Annotated in this window: 15 protein-coding genes; 11 read left to right on the top strand and 4 right to left on the bottom strand. The window is 70.1% G+C overall.

What is annotated here, in order from left to right:
• Positions 1-24: 24 nt before the first annotated feature.
• On the bottom strand, positions 25-1,572 hold the full coding sequence (locus OHS70_RS09375; protein WP_328395624.1) for an MFS transporter: 1,548 nt from the start codon (positions 1,570-1,572) through the stop codon (positions 25-27).
• A gap of 121 nt (positions 1,573-1,693) precedes the next feature.
• On the opposite strand from OHS70_RS09375, the gene OHS70_RS09370 reads away from it, so the two are divergent.
• From OHS70_RS09370 to OHS70_RS09360, 3 genes are all read left to right on the top strand, one after another.
• Complete coding sequence (locus OHS70_RS09370; protein ID WP_328395622.1) at positions 1,694-2,320, top strand: TetR/AcrR family transcriptional regulator; 627 nt, start codon at positions 1,694-1,696, stop codon at positions 2,318-2,320.
• Positions 2,321-2,394: 74 nt separating this feature from the next.
• Positions 2,395-3,093, top strand: a complete 699-nt coding sequence (locus OHS70_RS09365; RefSeq protein ID WP_328395620.1) for a ribonuclease HII — start codon at positions 2,395-2,397, stop codon at positions 3,091-3,093.
• Between the two features lie 83 nt (positions 3,094-3,176).
• Positions 3,177-3,794, top strand: coding sequence for a hypothetical protein (locus OHS70_RS09360; RefSeq protein WP_328395618.1), 618 nt, complete (start codon positions 3,177-3,179; stop codon positions 3,792-3,794).
• Positions 3,795-3,873: 79 nt separating this feature from the next.
• Here OHS70_RS09360 and OHS70_RS09355 read toward each other — a convergent pair whose 3' ends face one another.
• The gene (locus tag OHS70_RS09355) at positions 3,874-4,503 is read right to left on the bottom strand and encodes a hypothetical protein (RefSeq protein ID WP_328395616.1); all 630 of its coding nucleotides are present in this window, start codon (positions 4,501-4,503) and stop codon (positions 3,874-3,876) included.
• A gap of 214 nt (positions 4,504-4,717) precedes the next feature.
• A complete protein-coding gene (locus OHS70_RS09350) occupies positions 4,718-6,889 on the bottom strand; it encodes a RecQ family ATP-dependent DNA helicase (protein ID WP_328395614.1) in 2,172 nt (723 codons plus the stop codon).
• A 110-nt stretch (positions 6,890-6,999) separates the two neighbouring features.
• Between OHS70_RS09350 and OHS70_RS09345 the strand changes: the two genes are divergently transcribed.
• From OHS70_RS09345 to OHS70_RS09315, 7 genes are all read left to right on the top strand, one after another.
• A complete protein-coding gene (locus OHS70_RS09345; protein WP_328395612.1) occupies positions 7,000-8,397 on the top strand; it encodes a DUF4192 domain-containing protein in 1,398 nt (465 codons plus the stop codon).
• A 141-nt stretch (positions 8,398-8,538) separates the two neighbouring features.
• Positions 8,539-10,608 (top strand): glycogen debranching N-terminal domain-containing protein, encoded by a 2,070-nt coding sequence (locus OHS70_RS09340; RefSeq protein WP_443062585.1) that lies wholly within the window; start codon positions 8,539-8,541, stop codon positions 10,606-10,608.
• A 98-nt stretch (positions 10,609-10,706) separates the two neighbouring features.
• A complete protein-coding gene (locus OHS70_RS09335; RefSeq protein ID WP_328395610.1) occupies positions 10,707-11,471 on the top strand; it encodes an NUDIX hydrolase in 765 nt (254 codons plus the stop codon).
• Between the two features lie 149 nt (positions 11,472-11,620).
• Positions 11,621-13,540 carry an ABC transporter ATP-binding protein gene (locus OHS70_RS09330; protein ID WP_328395608.1) on the top strand — a complete coding sequence of 640 codons (1,920 nt, stop codon included), beginning with the start codon at positions 11,621-11,623 and terminating at the stop codon, positions 13,538-13,540.
• A 159-nt stretch (positions 13,541-13,699) separates the two neighbouring features.
• The gene (locus tag OHS70_RS09325) at positions 13,700-14,587 is read left to right on the top strand and encodes a FadR/GntR family transcriptional regulator (protein ID WP_328395606.1); all 888 of its coding nucleotides are present in this window, start codon (positions 13,700-13,702) and stop codon (positions 14,585-14,587) included.
• A gap of 356 nt (positions 14,588-14,943) precedes the next feature.
• Positions 14,944-16,503, top strand: coding sequence for an RNA polymerase sigma factor (locus OHS70_RS09320; RefSeq protein ID WP_328395604.1), 1,560 nt, complete (start codon positions 14,944-14,946; stop codon positions 16,501-16,503).
• Positions 16,504-16,645: 142 nt separating this feature from the next.
• A complete protein-coding gene (locus tag OHS70_RS09315; protein WP_328395602.1) occupies positions 16,646-17,479 on the top strand; it encodes a S1 family peptidase in 834 nt (277 codons plus the stop codon).
• 147 nt (positions 17,480-17,626) lie between these two features.
• Here the strand turns inward: OHS70_RS09315 and OHS70_RS09310 are convergent, their stop codons facing one another.
• Complete coding sequence (locus OHS70_RS09310) at positions 17,627-17,857, bottom strand: DUF7455 domain-containing protein (protein ID WP_328395600.1); 231 nt, start codon at positions 17,855-17,857, stop codon at positions 17,627-17,629.
• A 434-nt stretch (positions 17,858-18,291) separates the two neighbouring features.
• Here OHS70_RS09310 and OHS70_RS09305 point away from each other — a divergent pair, with 434 nt between their 5' ends.
• Complete coding sequence (locus tag OHS70_RS09305; RefSeq protein ID WP_328395598.1) at positions 18,292-20,418, top strand: DNA gyrase/topoisomerase IV subunit B; 2,127 nt, start codon at positions 18,292-18,294, stop codon at positions 20,416-20,418.
• Positions 20,419-20,492: the final 74 nt, after the last annotated feature.

Below are 20,492 nucleotides of genomic sequence, written 5' to 3'. Positions count from 1 at the left end.
CGGCCCGTACCCCGGCAGCCGCGGCTACGAGGCCGGGCCGCCCGCTGTCCCGCTGAGTGCCTCCAGGTCGCTCGCGCGTACCCGCATGACGAACAGCGCGGTCAGGACGGCCAGGCCGACCAGGCCCACGCCGGCCCAGAACGCCGTGGCGATGCCCTCGGCGAGCACCTGATGGCCCCACGGCGGCGGGAGTTCATGCGTCCTGGTGAACTGCTCCTGTTGAGCCGGGGTCGACTCGGCAAGGAACGAGGGCAATTGGCGTGCGGTTTCGTCGCGGCCGGCGGTGGTGAAAACCGTCATGAGAATCGACAGTCCGAGGGAACCACCGACCATCTGTGTGGCGTTGAGCAGACTGGAGGCCGCTCCCGACTCGTGCTGCGCCACACCCGACACCGCGGTGAGTGTCGCGGTCACGAACACCAGGCCCATGCCGAAGCCGAAGAGCAGCATCGGTCCCAGCACGGCGCCCGCATACGAGCTGCCCGGATCGATCATGGTCAGCCAGGCCATCCCGCTCCCGGCGAGCAGGGCGCCCGCTGTGAGGAACGGCTTGGGGCCGAACACCGGCAGCAGCTTCGAGGAGATGCCCGCAGCGGTCACGATCATCACGGTGACCGGCAGAAATGCAAGACCGGCGTCGATGGGGCTGTAGTTCAGTACGTTCTGCACGAACAGCACGATGAAGAAGAACATGCCGAACATCGCCGCGGCGAGGCTCATCATGATCACATAGGTACCCGAACGGTTTCGGTCGGCGAACATGCGCAGCGGCGTGATCGGCTCCCGCGCCCGCCGCTCGGTGAGTACGAACGCGGTGAGAAGGACCGTCGCCGCGGCGAAGGCGCCGAGGGTCAGGCTGTCGCCCCAGCCGTCCTCGGAGGCCCGGATGAATCCGTAGACCAGGGACGCCATCCCGGCCGTCGAGGTGAGTGCGCCGGCCGCATCGAACCGGCCGGAGTGCCGCTCGGACTCGGTGATGAACACCGGCGCGAGCGCCGCGATCAGGACGCCGATCGGGAGGTTCACGTAGAACACCCAGCGCCAGTCCAGCCACTCGGTCAGCATGCCGCCGGCCAGCAGTCCGATCGCCGCGCCACTGGCGGAGACCGCGGCGAAGATGCCGAAGGCGCGGTTGCGTTCCGGGCCTTCGCGGAATGTGGTGGTGATCAGCGCGAGCGCGGTCGGCGATGCGATGGCTCCGCCCACGCCCTGGAGCGCCCGGGCCGCCAGTATCTGCCACGGTTCCTGGGCCAAGCCGCACAGCAGCGAGGCGAGGGTGAAGAGCAGGACGCCGGATATGAACACCCGGCGGCGGCCGAGGATGTCACCGGCTCTGCCGCCGAGCAGCAGCAGTCCGCCGAAGGTCAGTGTGTAGGCGTTGACCACCCAGGACAGCTGGGTCGTGGTGAACTCGAGCGCCCCTTGGATATGCGGAAGGGCGATATTCACAATCGTTGTGTCGAGGACCACCATGAGCTGCAGGGCGGCGATGACGGCAAGCGCAATGCCCGGCCGCCCCTGCCTGCGGGCCGCCCCCGGACTGCTTGGAGCTGTTAACTGAGAAGTTGTCACGATGAGTCCCCCACAAACGAGTTAGTGAACGTAGGCGTTCACTGTCCCGTCAACCGTAGAGAGTCCCTGTCTGTGAACGCAAGCGTTCACTAGATGTCTTGTCCCCAACGGAGAGATGACCATGGCCACTTCGCGCTCGACAGCGGCCGCCGGGACGCCCCCGGCCTCGCTGCGCCGCCGCGGAGCCGTACTGGAACGCGCGATCCTCGAATCCGCACTGGAGCAGCTGAGCACGGTCGGATGGAGCGGACTGACGATGGAACGCGTCGCCGCCGGCGCGCAGACGGGGAAGGCTGCCGTCTACCGCCGCTGGCCGTCGAAGCAGGATCTTGTCGCGGACGCTCTCGAGGCCGGACTGCCGGTACTCGACCAGGCGGCCGACCACGGAGGAATCCGTGAGGACCTTCTCCAGCTCTGCCTCCGAGTGCGTGACGCCATGTTCTCCCCCACCGGCATCGCGCTGCGCTCCGTCCTTCACGAATGTGACACGGCGAGCGCGCATCGCTTCCAGGGTGTGATCTTCACTCGCGTCGTGGAGCCGTCCACCCGGCTGCTCCAGGACGTGGTGCGCCGCGGGGTGATGCGCGGGGACGTGCGTCCCGATGCCGCCGGGGACCTGGTCTTCGACGTGATCCCGGGCCTGATGATGTACCGCTCCAAGGTGTGTGGCAGCGAATGGCCGGACCAGGACATCGCCGACATGATCGATCAGGTGATGGTTCCGCTGCTCAGCCCGCGCAACGGCTGATCGACGGCTGCGCCGCCCATGACCGGAATCCGGTTGTCGCTGGTGGGGTCCGGCGGCGTACGCTTGCTGGCGCCATGCCGTACGAACCACCCACCCACACAGTCGAGCGCTCGATCCGGGCCACAACCGGCGCCAAGATCGTTGCAGGCGTGGACGAGGTCGGCCGCGGGGCCTGGGCAGGGCCGGTAACGGTGTGCGCGGCGATCACCGGACTGCGCCGACCCCCGGCCGGGCTCACCGATTCCAAGCTGATCAGTCCCAAGCGCCGTACGGAACTGGCAGGACAGTTGGAGTCCTGGGTCACCGCGCACGCTCTCGGACACGCCTCACCCGAGGAGATCGACGAGCTCGGAATGACCGCGGCACTGCGGCTCGCCGCCGGCCGCGCGCTGGACGGTCTGCCGGTTCGTCCGGACGCCGTGATTCTGGACGGCAAGCACGACTACCTCGGTGCGCCATGGCTGGTCCGTACAGTGATCAAGGGCGACCAGTCGTGTGTCGCGGTGGCCGCCGCTTCGGTCATCGCCAAGGTGCGCAGGGACGCCATGATGGCGGAGCTGCTGGAGTGCGCCGACTTCGCCTTCGCGGAGAATGCCGGCTATCCCTCGCCCGTGCACAAGGCGGCACTCCGGACGCTGGGCCCCACCCCGTACCACCGGCTCTCGTGGTCCTATCTCGATGCGCTGCCCCAGTGGCGGCACCTCAAGAAGGTCCGGATCTCGCCGGAGGCGGCCGCACTGGAAAGCGGGGGCCAGCTCGGCTTCGACTTCTGAACTCACCCATGCCGGCAGCACGGTCGCGCTTATGTGCCCACCCGCCGATGCCATCCGCACCGACGTTTGATAGATATCAACCCATGCCTCTCATACCCGAGGAGCCTCAGATTCACGAGAGTGCCCAGGGTCCCCGCGTTCCGGCCGCAGGCCGTACCGCGCCGACCCCTCGTCCCGTACCCGGTCCGCGTTCCGCGGCCTCGCCGCGTCCCGGACACCCGGGCCCCGGCCCGGCCCGGCCCACGCCCCCCGCGCAGCGCACCCACGTGGCTGCCGCGAAGCCCCAGCCGTCCCGGCCGGAGAATCGTTCCGGGCCGCAGGTCCAAGTGATTCCCGCTCCCGCGGACGGCGCGCTCGACGCCGCCGGCGAGGCGGTCGACCTGCTGCTCGACACCGGCCGTGCCCCGGGCGACGTGCTGGTGCTGACGACCGGTGAACAGCACCCATGGGCAGCTCACGAGCTGTCCTTCGGTGAGACTGCCTACTGGGCCCAGCACGATGCCCGCGACGATGTCTTCTACGCGGACGCCGCCGCTCTGGGGCGCGCCTCGTCCCGGCCCGTCGTGGTCGTCGCGCTCAACGGGGGCCCGGACGACGCGGCTGCCCACGCGCTGCCGGCCGCCATGCAGAAGGCCGGAGCGCTGCTGATCGTGTGCGGTGACCCCAAGCGGATCAGCGCCGTGCTCGGCATCGGCGTCTGAGCCGTCCTGCCGGTACGGACCCGACGGTCCGGTCGTGACCCGGCTGCCCATGTCGTGGGCAGCCGGTGGATGACCTCCTTCAGCGGGCTGCCGTGCGTCGAAGGGCGTCGGCGGCACCACTTGCGGTACGCAGGGGCAGCGCATCCGCCTCTGCCATGGCGTCGGCCGGATGCCCCGGCGTCGACGTCGAGCTGGGCCGGCGGCCGCCACGGCCTTCGCCCAGCACCTGCCAGCCGTCACTCGTCAGCGTGATGTACGCGCCGCAGCGCAGCCCATGCAGGGTGCAGGCGTCCCGCAGCCCCCACATCCACGCACCGTCCTCCTCCGTCCAGCGCTCGTCGCCTTCACGGCAGTAGAGCAGCACGGCGGTCCGCACCGGTGTGCGGCGGCGCAGGTCGTGCGGGATGACGCGGCGCAGATGTGCCAGCAGCGCATTGCGCAGCTCCCAGCCGTCCGCCGGCGCGGAATGCCGGGAGAACGAGGCGCTGGCGGCGAGTCGTTCCTCGTGGTCGAGCACGGCGACGACAGCCGTCGAGGGCTTGGGGTGATGCCGCGTGTGCAGCGCACTGACCACCTCGCGCGGGTTGCGCAGGAGCGGGATACCTGCCGCAGCCCACTCGGCAGGCTCGAGCATCCTGGCGAGGCGGTTCGCGGAGTTCGCCGGTGCGGTGAACGAAGTGGCTGAGGACGGAGCGAATCCGAAGGTCACGTTCCTCCCTTCGCATACGCGCCCACGTGCGGGCAGGGTCGGGTGAGGGCGCGCCACGGCAAGGCCCTTCAGGACCCGAACGGGCCGTGCGGGGGAGCAGCCCCAATTGTTCCTGCCGCATGGGAATGCGGCAACGAGCAATTTGGCATGACCGGCAAGAATCGGCGGGTATGACGCTCATATCCCTGTCCTGCAGGCCCAACTGACCCCCGCGTCAGGTCTGAACGGCGAGGACCAGCGGAAACACCCCCTTCGCGCCCGCCCTGCGCAGCAGCCGTGCAGCGACTGCCAGCGTCCAGCCGCTGTCCGCGTAGTCGTCGACCAGCAGCACCGGGCCGTCGGCGGCGGACAGTGCGGCGGCCAGCTCCGGCGGCACAGCGAACGATTCGTGCAGTGCCCGTACGCGCTGTGCGCTGTTGGTGCGTGATGTCTGCACGTCCGAGGCCTCTGACACGTACTCGACACTGCCCAGCAGCGGCATCCGGCCGACCTCGGAGATCCGGCCGCTGAGCGACCCGATCAGGCGGGGCCTGCTGCGGGAAGCGACGGTGACGACACCGACCGGTCGCGGTGGCGCGTCGGATTCCCCGGAGGCCCAGCCGCCTGGCCCCTTCGCCCAGTCGGCGAGCACGGTCACCACCGCGCCCATCATGTCGTCAGGGACCGTCGCGTCCGGTGCGTGCGCGGCGAGCATCGGCCGCAGCCGGTTGCCCCAGCCGATGTCCGAGAGTCGCCCCAGTGCTCGCCCGGAGAACGACTGCTCGCCTTCCGGAATGCGGCCCTTGAGACCGACACCGACGGCCGCGAGCCCCGTGGGCCACATCTTGCGCGGCTCCACAACGACGCCCGGACGGCCCAACTCCCCTCGTGCGGCGTCCAGCGCGGCCGCCGACACCTTGTCGCTGAAACGCGCACCTGAGCAGTTGTCACACCGTCCGCAAGGAGCTGCCTCCTCGTCGTCCAGTTGACGCCGCAGAAACTCCATCCGGCACGAGGTGGACCGTGTGTAGTCCCGCATCGCCTGCTGCTCGGACTCGCGCTGCCGCGCCACCCACGCGTACCGCTCCGCGTCGTAGATCCATGGCTGTCCCGTGGCGGTCCAGCCGCCCTTGACCCGGCGCACCGCGCCGTCCACGTCCAGCACCTTGAGCATGGTCTCCAGACGTGTACGCCGCAGCTCGACGAGGGGCTCCAGGGCGGGCAGCGACAGCGGCCTGTCCGAACGGGCCAGCACGTCCAGGGTGCGGCGGACGAGCTCCTCGGGCGGGAAGGCGACCGAGGCGAAGTACTGCCAGATCGCCTCGTCCTCCTTGCCCGGGAGCAACAGCACTTCGGCGTGTTCCACACCGCGGCCCGCCCGGCCCACCTGCTGGTAGTACGCGATGGGGGAGGAGGGTGAGCCCATGTGCACGACAAAACCGAGGTCGGGCTTGTCGAAGCCCATCCCCAGGGCGGAGGTGGCGACCAGCGCCTTCACCCGGTTCGCGAGCAGGTCCTCTTCCGCCTGCTGCCGGTCGGCGTTCTCCGTACGGCCTGTGTACGAAGCCACCGTGTGTCCGCACTGGCGCAGATACGCGGTGACCTCCTCGGCCGCCGCGACCGTCAGTGTGTAGATGATTCCCGAGCCGGGCAGTTCGCCGAGATGGTCGGCGAGCCAGGCAAGGCGGTTCGCGGCGTCGGGAAGCCGGAGCACACCCAGGCTGAGGCTCTCCCGGTCGAGCGGACCGCGCAGCACCAGGGCGTCCGTGCCCGCTCCCGTGCCCAGCTGCTCGGCCACGTCCGCCGTGACCCGCGCATTGGCGGTGGCCGTGGTGGCAAGGACCGGGACGCCTGCGGGCAGCTCGGCCAGCATCGTGCGCAGCCTGCGGTAGTCCGGCCGGAAGTCATGACCCCAGTCGGAGATGCAGTGGGCCTCGTCCACCACCAGCAGACCCGTGGCCGCGGCCAGCTTCGGCAGCACCTGGTCACGGAAATCGGGGTTGTTCAGCCGCTCGGGACTGACGAGCAGCACATCCACCTCACCCGCGGCCACCTCGGCCTGAATGGTGTCCCACTCCTCGGCGTTGGAGGAATTGATCGTCCGGGCGTGGATCCCTGCCCGCGCCGCAGCCTCCACCTGGTTGCGCATGAGCGCGAGCAGCGGAGAGACGATCACGGTCGGTCCCGCACCTCGGGCCCTGAGCAGCGAGGTCGCGACGAAGTAGACCGCGGACTTGCCCCAGCCCGTCCGCTGCACGACCAGCGCTCGGCGCTTGTCGGCGACGAGCGCCTCGATCGCCCGCCACTGATCCTCACGCAGCCGGGCGGTGCCCGACCCGTCGGAGACGAGACGGGCGAGTACGGAGTCGGCGGATGCTCTGAGCTCTGCGCGGTCTGGGTTGGTCATGCCCCCATGCAACCTGATGGCACCGACAATGCGCGAACGCGGCCGTGAGCCTGTGGATAACGTTATCCACAGGGGTCGCGCAGCCGGGTTCCCTGCGAGACCGTCGTGCCATGAACCAGCACCACGACCCCAGCGGCCCCGCCACCGACCCGCAGATCACCCTGCGCGGCCCCGCCGAACTGGCCGATGCTCTGCCGTACATGATGGGTTTCCATCCGAACGATTCCATCGTGCTCGTCGCCCTGCACGGTAACCACGGCCGCTTCGGCGGGCGGCTGCGGCTCGGTATTCCGCGCTCGCCGCGCGAATGGCAACCCGTGGCCGGGCAACTCGCCGAGTGCCTGATCCACGGCTGCGAGCGCCGCGGCTCGCGACCCGACGGCATCGTCGTCTTTCTCTGTCAGGACCCGGCCGGCGAGGAGACTGGGCTGCAGGTCATGGAGCGGCTTCGGCCGCTCGCGCAGCGGCTGCGCACTGCGTGCGGTGCCCTCGACGTGCCCGTGTACGAGGCGCTGTGCATCTCCGACGGGCGCTGCTGGTCCTACTGCTGCCCCGATGCGCGGTGCTGCCCGCCCGAAGGTACCCCCCTGGCGCTGCCCGGCACCTCGGTGATGGCCGCCGCTGCCGCTTACGCGGGGATTCAAGTGCGCGGGAGCCTGAGGGATTTGGAGGGACGGTTCGCGCCGGCGGCCGTGTCCGTAGCCCAGGAGCAGATCCAGGCTCTGGACGACGCGGGTGCGGCGCTGGTGCCGAGGATCCTCGAAGAGCAGGGCAGGCGGCAGGTCGCGGCGGAGACGCTCGACCTTGCCCGGAAACTGGTCGAACGGATGGCTTCCACGCCGCTCGCGGGCGAAGGGGCAGCGGCCGACGTCGCGGACGACAGGCTGATCACACCCCGCGAGGCCGCTCTGGTGATCCTCGGCCTGCAGGACCGGGAGACCCGGGACCGGGCGGCGGAGTGGATGGAAGGACCCGAGGCACCCGCCGCGCTGCGCCTGTGGCGCGCCTTGTCGCGGCGATGCAGCGGTGCCTATTTCGAACACGCGGCGGCTCCCCTCACTCTTGCCGGCTGGGTCTCCTGGTCGACCGGTGACGAGCCCGGCGCACGGGTCGCACTCGGACTCGCGCTGCGCGCCGATCCCGAGTACGTGTTCGCGCGACTGCTGCACCAGGCCTGCAACGAGGGCCTGGATCCGGAGACGCTGCGCAGCTGTCTGCGCCGGACACGCGATGAGCAGCCCTGCGCCGCGGTCCCTGACGCGCCTGGTACCCCGGAGACTGCCGTCCCCGCCGGCTCCCCAGGTCCTCCCGGAGCCTTCCCGACGCTCACTCTCCCGGGCGCCACGCGCCGGCGCCCCCGGCGGGTACGCGCGTCGGCCGCAAAACGGCAACGCGTGTCGGTCCGGAATCGTCCCGGTGCCGCTGCCGCTGCCGCTCGGACGCGGGCCCGCGCCGGTATGCGTTCGGGCAGGCACGGCGGGCAGCGCGGTGGCCGGGACGGGCGGTGACGGCATGACCCGGGGGGCCTCGGCCAGGCGATGCGTGACTCGGGCAGGGGTGCCGACGTTCATCGTCGTGGCGGTGTCGACCGACCCGTGCCGCCCGTCCTGCGGCGGCTGCTCGAAGTGCACGGAAGGCGCAGATCACCCATGGCCCCCACCGCACCTCGCCGACCGCTCTCCGCTCAGATCCGACAGCCCATCCGGCCCGGACCCGGTCGTGGGGATCCGGCAGGGCCGAGGCCGCTGCCGGGACGGTCCGCCGATCCTCCGCCGGTGCACCGCACGATCATCTGCGTCGCTCTGCCCTGCATGGCGATCCTGCCGGAGGACGGCCAGCTCGACGGCCATGGGATCGCGGGTGTCTACCATTCGGGCCGGCGACTGCTCTCCCGCAGTCAGTTGCGGATCTCCGGGTGTGAACCGACCCTGGTTCAGGGAAGGTCGGTCTCGCCGGACCGTGCGACGTTCGTGGCCGTCGTGCGTACCTCGGCCGACGGCGTGCCCGATCCGGACGTATGCGTGGAGCGGGTGCGCGACGCCCTGGGAACGGAACGGATCACGCTGCGCAGCTTTGCGGCCCAGCCGCTCAAGCTGCCCGTGGAGGTGGCGCTCGGCACAGACCTCGCCGAGCTCGGTGCCGTCACCGCCGGCCGGTCCGGGCCGGAACTGGCCGCCAGCGTCCATGAATCGGGACTGCGCTGGTCGACGGACGACGGCGGCCACGCCGTCGTCACCGCCGATCCGTCGCCGCACGACGCCCTTGCCTCGGCCGGACTGCTGCGATGGGAGCTGGTGCTGCGGCCGGGCACCACCCAGACCATCGAACTGCGCGTGACGTCCGACAGGACCGAGCGTGACCGCCCCCTCAGCCGGGCCGGCTGTGCTTCCGACAGGTTCCTGCCGGAAGCACAGGCAGCGGGCGACGACCACAGACTGCCCGCACTGCTCGGCACCGCGCTGGGCGATCTGCGAGCACTGCTGATCCGCGACCCCGCCCACCCCGCCGACATCTTCCCCGGCGCAGGCGCACCGTGGCGGTGTGGATCCGCGCCGGCAGAGGCGCTGTGGGCCGTGCGGATGGCGCTGCCGCTCTCCACCCGGCTCGCCGCAACCACCCTGCGCATGCTCGCCCGTACCCAACTCTTGGTCCAGGGGCCGGATTTCGGTCGGATCCCCGGACCGTTGCGGGACGCGGGCCCGCATCTTCCGCCGAGTTGCACGGGCATGGAAGCGACCCTCGCCTTCCCCGCGGTCCTGGCTGAGGCCTGGCGCTGGGGGATGCCCGAGCAAGAGTTCACGGAGCTCGTACCGGCGGCGGAGCGTTGTCTGCAATGGCTGCGGCAGGCTGCGGGCGACGAGGGACTGCTTCCCGAACCCGGCGCGGCCGGTGTGCTGCGCTCCGACACCCAGGCGCACGCGCACCGGGCCGCGATCCTCGGTGCGGATGTGCTGGAGGCCACCGGCCGTCCCGGGGCCGAGGACTGGCGGCAGTGGGCCGGTGCGCTGAGAGACCGGTTCCAGGAGGACTTCTGGATCGACGACCGCGCCGGAGGCCGGCCTGCGGCGGCCAGGCTGCCCGGCGGCCGACCGCTGTCGCTGCTCGGAAGCAGCGCCGCTCATCTCCTCGACACAGGGCTGGTGGGCGGCGGTCGGCCGGCCGCCGGATTGCTGGACAAGGAGCGGACCGAGCAACTGGCCCGGCTGCTGGGCGGGCCGGCACTCGACAGCGGCTGGGGTCTGCGCAGCCTCGGCACCGGAGAACCCGGGCACAACCCCTTCGGGCACCGGTCCGGAGCCGTGCGGGTGCATGAGACCGCTGTCGCCGTGGCGGGGCTGGCCGCCGCCGGCCACGAGAAGGAGGCGTCGTCCCTGGTACGCGGTCTTGTCGACGCGTCCGAAGCGTTCGGTAACCGGCTGCCCGAGATGTACGCGGGCCGGCAGCGCACGGCGGACGGTGTGCCGGCGCCGCATCCCGCGGCGTGCCGGCCGGCGGCAGTGGCCGCCGCCTGTGCGCTCCATCTGCTGACCGCGCTCGCCGGGATCCGCCCGGACGCTCCCGCCCGCATGGTTGCGCTGCGGCCCATCCGCTGCGTGCCGCTCGGAGCCGTACAGATCTCCGGGCTGCGGGTGGCCGGGGAGCCGTTCGCCGTGCGGATCAGCAGGCGGGGACTCGCCATGGTGGAACAGGCGGCGGAAGGGCTGCAGCTGGGGGCGTGAGCCACTGCGGCCGCAACGCCGTGGCGCAGGGGCGCAAAAGAGTCGCCGCAGGTGGCGAAGGCTGTGTTTATCGTCAGGCAGACGACTATGATCGCGGCATGTCGCCCTACGACCCGTCGGCCTTTCCGCCCTTCGCCGTCACTGTCGATCTGGTCGTGCTCACCGTGCGCCGTCATGCGCTCTGTGCGCTCGTTGTGCGCCGGGGGGAGCCTCCGTTCCAGGGCAGGTGGGCGCTGCCGGGAGGTTTTGTCCGGGGTGACGAGGATCTGGCAGCAGCGGCGGCGCGCGAGCTTGCCGAGGAGACCGGGCTGTGTGCACACGACCCGGCATCCCCGGCACCGGGAAACGGCGCCCATCTGGAACAGCTTGCGACATACGGTGACCCCAAGCGCGACCCGCGGATGCGCGTGGTGAGCGTCGCGCATCTCGTGCTCGCCCCCGATCTGCCGGCCCCTCGCGCGGGCGGGGACGCGAACAGTGCGCGCTGGGCTCCTGTCGAGGATCTCCTCGGCCAGGAGAACGGGGTGCTGCGCGAGGACGAGCGGCACGGACCGCTCGCGTTCGATCATGCGCGGATCCTGGCGGACGGAGTGGAGCGGGCTCGTTCCAAGATCGAGTACTCGTCCCTGGCCACCGCCTTCTGCCCGCCCGAGTTCACGGTCGGCGAGCTGCGGAGGGTGTACGAGGCGGTGTGGGGCGTCGCTCTCGACCCCCGTAACTTCCATCGCAAGGTGACGGGCACTCCCGGCTTCCTCGTCCCCGCCGGAGGCACCACGACCCGCCAGGGAGGCCGTCCCGCGCAGCTGTTCCGGGCCGGAGGGGCCACGGTCCTCAACCCGCCGATGCTGCGCCCTGAGGTCTGAAGCACTCCGTCGGTAACTCGCGGCGCCGGGCCTCTGACACCCGGGCACTTGACCGCTGCGCAAAAAGTCTGAAATGTCGCGTTATCGTGCTGCGGTACCCGTGCTGCCGCTGAGCGGTCCCACCTTCCGGGAGAGAGGCGAGGGAAGCGATGATCCAGGCCGTCGGACTCACCGGCATCCCCCGCAGAGACCGGCCGCCCGCGGTTGACGACCTCTCCTTCGAAGCCCGGTCCGGTGCCGTCACGGCACTGCTGGGCGCGCCGGGCTCCGGAAAGACCACGGCGCTGCGGCTGATGCTCGGGCTCAGGTCCGGCCGGGGTGTCACCTACTTCCGCGGCCGCCCCCTGCATCACGTCGCGAATCCGGCAAGGGAGGTCGGGGTGCTGCTCGGCGATGTACCCGGCCACCCCGCCCGTTCCGTCCGCGGTCAGTTGCGCATGCTGAGCGCGGTCGCCGGCGTGCCCGCGGCCCGCGCCGACGAGCTGATCGATGTCGTCGGACTCGCAGGGCTCGGCGAGCAGCGACTGGGCCTGCTGTCCGTGGGCATGGACCGCAGACTCGGCCTCGCCGCCGCTCTGTTGGGCGATCCGCAGTCACTGCTTCTCGACGAGCCGTCCAAAGGCCTCTCGCCGGGCGACAGCAGTTGGTTGTCGGGACTGCTGCGAAGCCATGCCTCCCAGGGCGGCACCGTCCTGTGCACCACCAGCGACCCCAAGGAGGCCGCCCGGGTTGCCGACCGCGTCGTCACGATCCACGACGGTCGCCTTGTCGCGGACCAGGACGTCGCGGACTTCGCACGTACCAGGCTCCGCCCCCGTGTCGCCGTCCGGACGCCGCATGCGGCCCGTCTCTCCGCGGTCCTCAGCCGCGAGGCGCGAGTGGACCGGCGTTCGGTCGAGGTGGTCGCCGAGAGCAGCAGCCTGCTGTCCGTCTACGGCAGCAGTTGCGCCGAGATCGGCGAGACCGCGTTCCGCCACGGCGTACTGGTCCACCGGCTCACCGACGAGGTCGGCGACACGGGCCCCGCCGCCGCGGCCGCCGGCCCGGCCCGGACACGGAGCGCTGTGCCCGATGCCGATGCCGATTCCGCCTCCGTACCGGACGACCGTCGCGTGGCCTCTTCCGTGCCGGAGAACGGCAGCTTGGCCGTCTTCGTGCCGGAGAACGGCTCCGCCGCGGCCTCGGCCGTGCCATCCGCGGTCGCGTCCAAGGCGGCGGCCGAGGCCGCACCCGAGACCGCGGAGCCGTGGACCCGGCCCGCGCAGGGCGACGAGGACGTACCGGAACTGCGCCCCGTCCGGAGCCCCGTACGGCCGCTGCGCTACGAACTCCGCCGCCTCCTCGGCACCCGGACCGCCCCGCTCGCCGCGGCGGCCTCCCTCGCCGCCTCCCTCGCCCTGTGCGTGCTGCTCGCCCGCACCGGCAAGGTCCTGGAGCCGAGCGTGTACGCCGCCTGGCCCCCGTACCTGCCGCTGCCGCCCGCCGCTCTGTGCGCCGGGCTCCTCGGGGCGCTCTCCTTCGGTGAGGAGTTCCGCTACCCGGTCCTCGCCGCGACGCGCGGCACCGTGCCCCGCCGCCTCGCCCTCCTGCTGGCCAAGCTTGCCGTGAGCGCGGGCGCCGCCCTGCTGCTGGCGGCCCTCGTCGTGGTGGCCGATGCCGCGGCGCTCCGTCTGGTGTACGGGGTGGATCCGAGTCCCGTCGTGCGGAACTGGAGGGTTCTGGCCGTCGGTTGGGGCGGACTCTGCGTGGGATGCGCCTGGGCCGGGCTGCTGGCCGCCGGGATCTTCCGTGTCACGGCAGCAGGAGTCGCCGCAGTGCTCGCCGTACCGATCCTCGTCGCGCCGCTCGTCGAAAGCGCGCTCGTCGTACCGGCCGCCCGTTCGATCGCCGGACTTCCGGGCCGGCTGCGTGAACTCGCCTGGATGCAGCTTCCGAAGCAGACCGACCACTTGCCGGCGGCCGCCGCGCGGGTCGTGGCCCAACCTGTCGGAGCAGCCCTCGCCTTGTCGTTGTCCGTTCTGATCTGCGCATTTCTGCTCATCGGCCTTCGGCGCAGGGCCCGTTGGTGATCACCGCCGACCGGGTATCGGTGAACTGTTCACAACTCCCGTGAGGGTGCTCGTTTCTTTCCGATAAGGCGTCAATTGCAGGGTGGACGCCGATCACCCTTTCGTGTGCTTTTCACCAAAGACCTCAAGGGGTCCGTGGGCCGCGCCGACAAAGGATGCGTGAGTACCCTTGCGCACACCATGATGACCGCCGCCCGCTCTGCCGATTCCGGCCTCGCCGGTCCGGGCGAACTCGACCGATACCCCTACGCGGAGTCGCCCGGCGCCGACCGCGTCGGCCCGCCCTCGTGGGAGGGATCCGATGCCGAGCTCGGCCGGGTGGGCCGCCGCGCGGCGGGCAGCCGGGGCCGCGGACTGCACGGCCAACTCGTCCAGCAGCTCGGCCAGATGATCGTTTCCGGGGACCTGGGTGCCGACCGCCCGCTGGTGCCCGAGGAGATCGGCCAGCGCTTCGAGGTCTCCCGCACCGTCGTCCGCGAGTCGCTGCGTGTCCTCGAGGCCAAGGGCCTCGTGAGCGCCCGCCCCAATGTCGGCACCCGGGTCCGCCCCGTCAGCGACTGGAACCTCCTCGACCCCGACATCATCGAGTGGCGGGCCTTCGGTCCCCAGCGGGACGACCAGCGCCGGGAGCTGAGCGAGCTGCGCTGGACCATCGAGCCGCTCGCCGCCCGCCTGGCCGCCGGGCACGGCCGCGAAGACGTCCAGCAGCGCCTCGCGGACATGGTCGAGATCATGAGTCATGCCCTTGCGCAGGGTGACGGGATCACCTTCTCGCGGGCCGACGCCGAGTTCCACTCCCTGCTCATCCAGCTCGCGGGCAACCGCATGCTCGAGCACCTCTCCGGGATCGTCGCCGCGGCTCTCCAGGTCTCCGGAGGTCCGGTCACCGGCTGTGACCGCCCCACCGAGGCCTCCCTCACGCACCACGCCCGGATTGCCGACGCCCTCGCCTCCGGCGACTCGCACGCGGCAGAGTCCTCCATGCGACAGTTGCTCAACGCCCACCCCGAGGTGGAGCGGGTGGTGCCCGCCCCGCGCGAGCACTGACCCCCGGCCGTGGCCGGCCGGCACTCGCGGCCGGGGACCGAGGGGGGCGTACGCACGGCGCGTCGCCGGATTCCACGGGGATCCGGCGACACGATTGTGCGTATTTCCTGGTTTTGCCTGCCATGTCCCATATGGAGTGTGACTCGGGCCACGTGGATTGGGCGTAACACTCCTCGGAGCAGCGCGATGACCTAAGAGGTGACAGCCGAGGAGGGAATACAGCCGCCATGGGCGGCGCTGTGAAGCTCCGAGGCTCAGCCCGCGCCACCGGTTCATCCGCATCGCGGTGGTCGTCGGCTCCGGCCCGTTCATGGGTGGGGCCGGAAGCCGTTTTCCATCGTTCCGAGAGGTTGTTCGTGTCGGCCAGCACATCCCGTACGCTCCCGCCGGAGATCGCCGAGTCCGAGTCTGTGATGGCGCTCATCGAGCGGGGAAAGGCTGATGGGCAGATCGCCGGCGATGACGTGCGTCGGGCCTTCGAGGCTGACCAGATTCCGCCAACCCAGTGGAAGAATGTTCTGCGCAGCCTCAACCAGATCCTCGAGGAAGAGGGTGTGACGCTGATGGTCAGTGCAGCGGAGTCGCCGAAGCGCGCCCGCAAGAGCGTCGCAGCGAAGAGCCCGGCAAAGCGCACCGCCACCAAGACCGTCGCGGCCAAGACCGCCACGGCGCAGACTGTCGCGGCCACCGCGGCGCCGGCGGCCGAGTCCGTCGACGTCCCGGCCGACGACGAGTCCACGGCGACCGCTCCTGCCAAGAAGACGGCCGCCAAGAAGACGGTGGCCAAGAAGACGGTGGCGAAGAAGACCGCTGCCAAGAAGACCGCGGCGAAGAAGACCGCGGGCAAGAAGGACGCCGACGAGGCTGTCGAGGGCGAAGAGCTGCTCGATGAGGTCCAGCCCGGCGGCAAGGGGGACGAGGAAGAGGCCGAGGGCGAGAGCAAGGGCTTCGTCCTGTCCGACGACGACGAGGACGACGCGCCTGCCCAGCAGGTGGCCGTCGCCGGCGCCACCGCAGACCCGGTCAAGGACTACCTCAAGCAGATCGGCAAGGTTCCGCTGCTCAACGCCGAGCAGGAGGTCGAGCTCGCCAAGCGCATCGAGGCGGGTCTGTTCGCCGAGGACAAGCTGGCGAACTCCGACAAGCTCGCCCCCAAGCTCAAGCGTGAGCTGGAGATCATCGCCGAGGACGGCCGCCGCGCCAAGAACCACCTGCTGGAGGCCAACCTCCGGCTGGTGGTCTCGCTGGCCAAGCGCTACACCGGCCGCGGCATGCTGTTCCTGGACCTGATCCAGGAAGGCAACCTCGGCCTGATCCGCGCGGTCGAGAAGTTCGACTACACCAAGGGCTACAAGTTCTCCACGTACGCCACCTGGTGGATCCGGCAGGCGATCACCCGCGCCATGGCCGACCAGGCCCGCACCATCCGTATCCCGGTGCACATGGTCGAGGTCATCAACAAGCTCGCGCGTGTGCAGCGCCAGATGCTCCAGGACCTGGGCCGCGAGCCCACCCCGGAGGAGCTGGCCAAGGAGCTCGACATGACCCCGGAGAAGGTCATCGAGGTCCAGAAGTACGGCCGTGAGCCGATCTCGCTGCACACCCCGCTGGGCGAGGACGGCGACAGCGAGTTCGGTGACCTCATCGAGGACTCCGAGGCGGTCGTCCCGGCCGACGCTGTCAGCTTCACACTGCTCCAGGAACAGCTGCACTCGGTGCTCGACACCCTGTCCGAGCGTGAGGCGGGCGTGGTCTCCATGCGCTTCGGTCTCACGGACGGCCAGCCGAAGACGCTGGACGAGATCGGCAAGGTCTACGGCGTGACGCGTGAGCGGATCCGCCAGATCGAGTCCAAGACCATGTCGAAGCTGCGTCACCCGTCGCGTTCGCAGGTGCTGCGCGACTACCTCGACTAGGCCGCAGGCGCAAGCGATCACTCGGTGAAGGGCCCGGCATCCGCGAAGGATGCCGGGCCCTTCTGCGTGCCCCGCAGGTGCGCACCTGGCCCGAGTGGCTGACTCTGAGTGGACTGGATTCACGCAGAGTGCTGGAGGCTGTATGCGTCGTCGTTCCACCCTCCGAGGTCCGGCCCGGGTGTCGGCCCTGCTCGCCGCGGTGTTCGCGGCTCCATTGGTCCTGCCCCCGCCCGCCGCGGCCGACAGCATCGTCGTCGGCGGCTTTCCGGTGAAGATCGAGGAGAACCCCTGGGTCGTCGCCCTCTCCAGCCGTGACCGGTTCGGAGGAACCCGGGCCGGACAATTCTGCGGTGGGGCGGTGGTGGCGCCCGACAAGGTCATGACGGCGGCCCACTGCCTGAGCCGGACCGTCCTCGGCAAAGAAGTCAGTGACGTACGGGATCTGCGGGTGATCTCCGGGCGTTCCGAGCTGACCGGCTCGCAGGGCCGGGAGATCCTCGTGCGCAGTGCCTGGACCGCGCCTGCCTTCGACGCGGCGGCCAACAGCTCCGACATGGCCGTGCTGACCCTGGCGGAGTCGCTGCCCGCGTCCGCAGTGCTGCCGCTGGCGGGCGAGGGCGACGCGGCCTACGAGCCGGGCACACCGGCGAAGGTCTACGGCTGGGGCGACATGAAGGGCGACGGGAGCTATGCGCCCTCGCTGCGGGCGGCGCAGGTGTCGGTGCTGCCGGACGAGACGTGCGGGACCGCGTATCCGGGCGGCCCCGGCGGGCTGTACGCGAAGGCCACGATGTTGTGCGCGGGGGACTTGCGCGGCGGGCACGACGCCTGTCAGGGGGACAGCGGGGGACCGCTGGTCGCCCGCGGGCGTCTGATCGGTCTGGTCTCGTGGGGCAGCGGCTGCGGGCAGGCTGATGGGCCCGGTGTGTACACCAGGGTCGGGACGGTGGCCAGGAACGGCATCGGAGGGGGCTGAGCCCGACCGGACCCAGGGTTGGTCGGCCGCTGGGTCACGCGCCTCGGTGGTGACCGAACGAGAGCGGGCGGCTGCCCCTGGTGTTCAGGGGAAGCCGCCCGTCACCCGGTCCAGGACCGGGCCTTGGCTCGTCGTGGATGCGAGGTGTCAGCGTTCCTCTTCGCCGGTCGCTGCCGGTACGGCCGTCAGTCGGTCCGTCTCATCCTGTATCTCTGCGGCGATCTTCTTGAGTTCCGGCTCGAACTTGCGCCCGTGGTGCGCGCAGAAGAGCAGTTCACCACCGCTGATCAGGACGACGCGCAGATATGCCTGGGCGCCGCATCGGTCACAGCGGTCTGCCGCCGTCAGCGGGCTCGCGGGGGTCAGAACAGTAGTCACGTCGCCTCTTCTCTAGCTCGACGAGCTGTCGTACCAGGGTCAACATCCAACCAGGCCGGAAACGTTCCCGCTCGTGGCTTCTCCTTGAAACTTCTTCCCAAGGTGGCTGTCTGTTGCCGGTTGGCGGCGAATGAGCCGTATTGCTTCGCTCTACGGATTTCGCGTTGCTTGTCTCTTTTGGCCCTCCCGGCTGGGTTGCCGGTTGTTCATGAGGACGTGCCCGGAGCCTAAATGGTTCATGCCTCGAAGGGAACGTGATGTGCACGTCACCCCATCGAGGGATCGAACATGTATGCGAGGCTGGACTAGCATAAGAAATCACGAGGGTGGCGTTACATCGGCTCTACCAGGCCTCGGTACGCTCTGAGCGGCGACCGACGCCCAGGCCTTTACCCCACTTGGCCACATCTGAAATTCAGCGAGGAGCGAACCGCGTGACCGCCGAAACGTCCGTGCCGTCCACAGCGCTGCTGACTGCAGACCGTGACGGTTCCAACTACACCGCGCGGCACCTGCTCGTCCTGGAAGGGCTCGAGGCCGTCCGCAAGCGACCCGGCATGTATATCGGGTCGACCGACAGCCGTGGTCTGATGCACTGCCTCTGGGAGATCATCGACAACTCCGTGGACGAGGCTCTCGGAGGCCACTGCGACCACATCGAGGTCATCCTTCACGAGGACGGATCGGTCGAGGTCAAGGACAACGGCCGCGGCATCCCCGTCGATGTCGAGCCCAAGACCGGCCTGTCCGGCATCGAGGTCGTGATGACCAAGCTGCACGCCGGCGGCAAGTTCGGTGGCGGCTCGTACGCCGCCTCCGGCGGTCTGCACGGCGTGGGCGCATCTGTGGTGAACGCCCTGTCGGCCCGCCTCGACGTCGAGGTGGACCGCAATGGCTCCACCCACATGATCAGCTTCCGGCGCGGTGTGCCCGGCATCTTCACCGAGTCCGGCCCGGACGCCCCCTTCGACCCGGCCAACGGTCTGCTCAAGGGCAAGCGTGTGCCCAAGACCCGCACCGGCACCCGGGTGCGCTACTGGGCCGACCGCCAGATCTTCCTCAAGGACGCCAAGCTCTCCCTGGAGAACCTCCACCAGCGTGCCCGCCAGACGGCCTTTCTCGTGCCCGGCCTGACCATCGTCGTCCGCGACGAGCGCGGCGAGGCCGCGGAGGCCGGTGACGGCAAGAGTGTGGAGACCTTCCGCTTCGACGGCGGCATCAGCGAGTTCTGCGAGTTCCTCGCCCAGGACAAAGCCGTCTGTGACGTACTGCGTCTCACCGGGCACGGCACCTTCAAGGAGACCGTCCCGGTCCTCGACGACCGCGGTCACATGACCCCCACCGAGGTCACCCGCGAACTCGCGGTCGACATCGCCCTGCGCTGGGGCACCGGGTACGACACCACGGTCAAGTCGTTCGTCAACATCATCGCCACGCCCAAGGGCGGCACCCACGTCACCGGTTTCGAGCGCTCCGTGACCAAGACGGTGAACGAGGTGCTCCGCTCCGCCAAGCTGCTGCGCGTGGCCGAGGACGACATCGTCAAGGACGACGCCCTCGAGGGCATGACCGCGGTCGTCACGGTGCGGCTCGCCGAGCCGCAGTTCGAGGGGCAGACCAAGGAGGTTCTGGGCACCTCGGCGGCAAACAGGATCGTGGCCAATGTCGTCGCCAAGGAACTCAAGGCGTTCCTGACCTCCACCAAGCGCGATGCCAAGGCTCAGGCCCGTGCAGTGCTGGAGAAGACCGTGGCCGCCGCGCGTACGCGCATCGCGGCGCGCCAGCACAAGGAGGCACAGCGGCGGAAGACCGCCCTGGAGTCCTCCTCGCTGCCGGCCAAGCTCGCCGACTGCCGCAGCGACGACGTCGAGCGCAGCGAGCTGTTCATCGTCGAGGGAGACTCCGCGCTCGGCACCGCCAAGCTCGCGCGCAACAGCGAGTTCCAGGCGCTCCTGCCGATCCGCGGAAAAATTCTGAACGTGCAGAAGTCGTCCGTCTCGGACATGCTCAAGAACGCCGAGTGCGGTGCGATCATCCAGGTCATAGGGGCGGGCTCGGGCCGGACGTTCGACATCGACGCGGCGCGGTACGGAAAGATCGTGCTGCTCGTCGACGCCGATGTCGACGGTGCGCACATCCGGTGTCTGCTGCTCACGCTCTTCCAGCGCTATATGCGGCCCATGGTGGAGGCAGGCCGGGTGTTCGCCGCCGTGCCGCCGCTGCACCGCATCGAGCTGACCCAGCCCAAGAAGGGCCAGGACAAGTACGTGTACACGTATTCGGACAGCGAACTGCGCACCACGCTGCTGGAGTTCCAGCGCAAGGGCATCCGGTTCAAGGACAGCATCCAGCGCTACAAGGGCCTCGGTGAGATGGATGCCGACCAGCTGGCCGAGACCACGATGGACCCGCGCCACCGCACCCTGCGCCGGATCAACATCGGCGACCTGGAATCCTCCGAGCAGGTCTTCGACCTGCTCATGGGCAATGAGGTCGCACCGCGCAAGGAGTTCATCACCAGCTCGGCGGCCACCCTGGACCGTTCGCGCATCGACGCCTGACCGGGCCCTGCCCACCCAGGGGTGGAGTCGCGAACTCCACCCCTGCGCCGATCCGCCCACGGCGCCCGCTCCGT

The organism is Streptomyces sp. NBC_00390 (assembly GCF_036057275.1).
In the GTDB taxonomy this organism is placed as follows: domain Bacteria; phylum Actinomycetota; class Actinomycetes; order Streptomycetales; family Streptomycetaceae; genus Streptomyces.
The sequence above is the reverse complement of the archived record's forward strand: the minus strand, read 5'-3'. Positions and strand labels throughout refer to the sequence as shown.

Coding starts and splice junctions, on each gene's coding strand:
- OHS70_RS09330 (WP_328395608.1), top strand. CDS start 11,621: ATGATCCAGGCCGTCGGACTCACCGGCATCCCCCGCAGAGACCGGCCG.
- OHS70_RS09365 (WP_328395620.1), top strand. CDS start 2,395: ATGCCGTACGAACCACCCACCCACACAGTCGAGCGCTCGATCCGGGCC.
- OHS70_RS09350 (WP_328395614.1), bottom strand. CDS start 6,889: ATGACCAACCCAGACCGCGCAGAGCTCAGAGCATCCGCCGACTCCGTA.
- OHS70_RS09335 (WP_328395610.1), top strand. CDS start 10,707: ATGTCGCCCTACGACCCGTCGGCCTTTCCGCCCTTCGCCGTCACTGTC.
- OHS70_RS09360 (WP_328395618.1), top strand. CDS start 3,177: ATGCCTCTCATACCCGAGGAGCCTCAGATTCACGAGAGTGCCCAGGGT.
- OHS70_RS09315 (WP_328395602.1), top strand. CDS start 16,646: ATGCGTCGTCGTTCCACCCTCCGAGGTCCGGCCCGGGTGTCGGCCCTG.
- OHS70_RS09340 (WP_443062585.1), top strand. CDS start 8,539: ATGGCCCCCACCGCACCTCGCCGACCGCTCTCCGCTCAGATCCGACAG.
- OHS70_RS09345 (WP_328395612.1), top strand. CDS start 7,000: ATGAACCAGCACCACGACCCCAGCGGCCCCGCCACCGACCCGCAGATC.
- OHS70_RS09370 (WP_328395622.1), top strand. CDS start 1,694: ATGGCCACTTCGCGCTCGACAGCGGCCGCCGGGACGCCCCCGGCCTCG.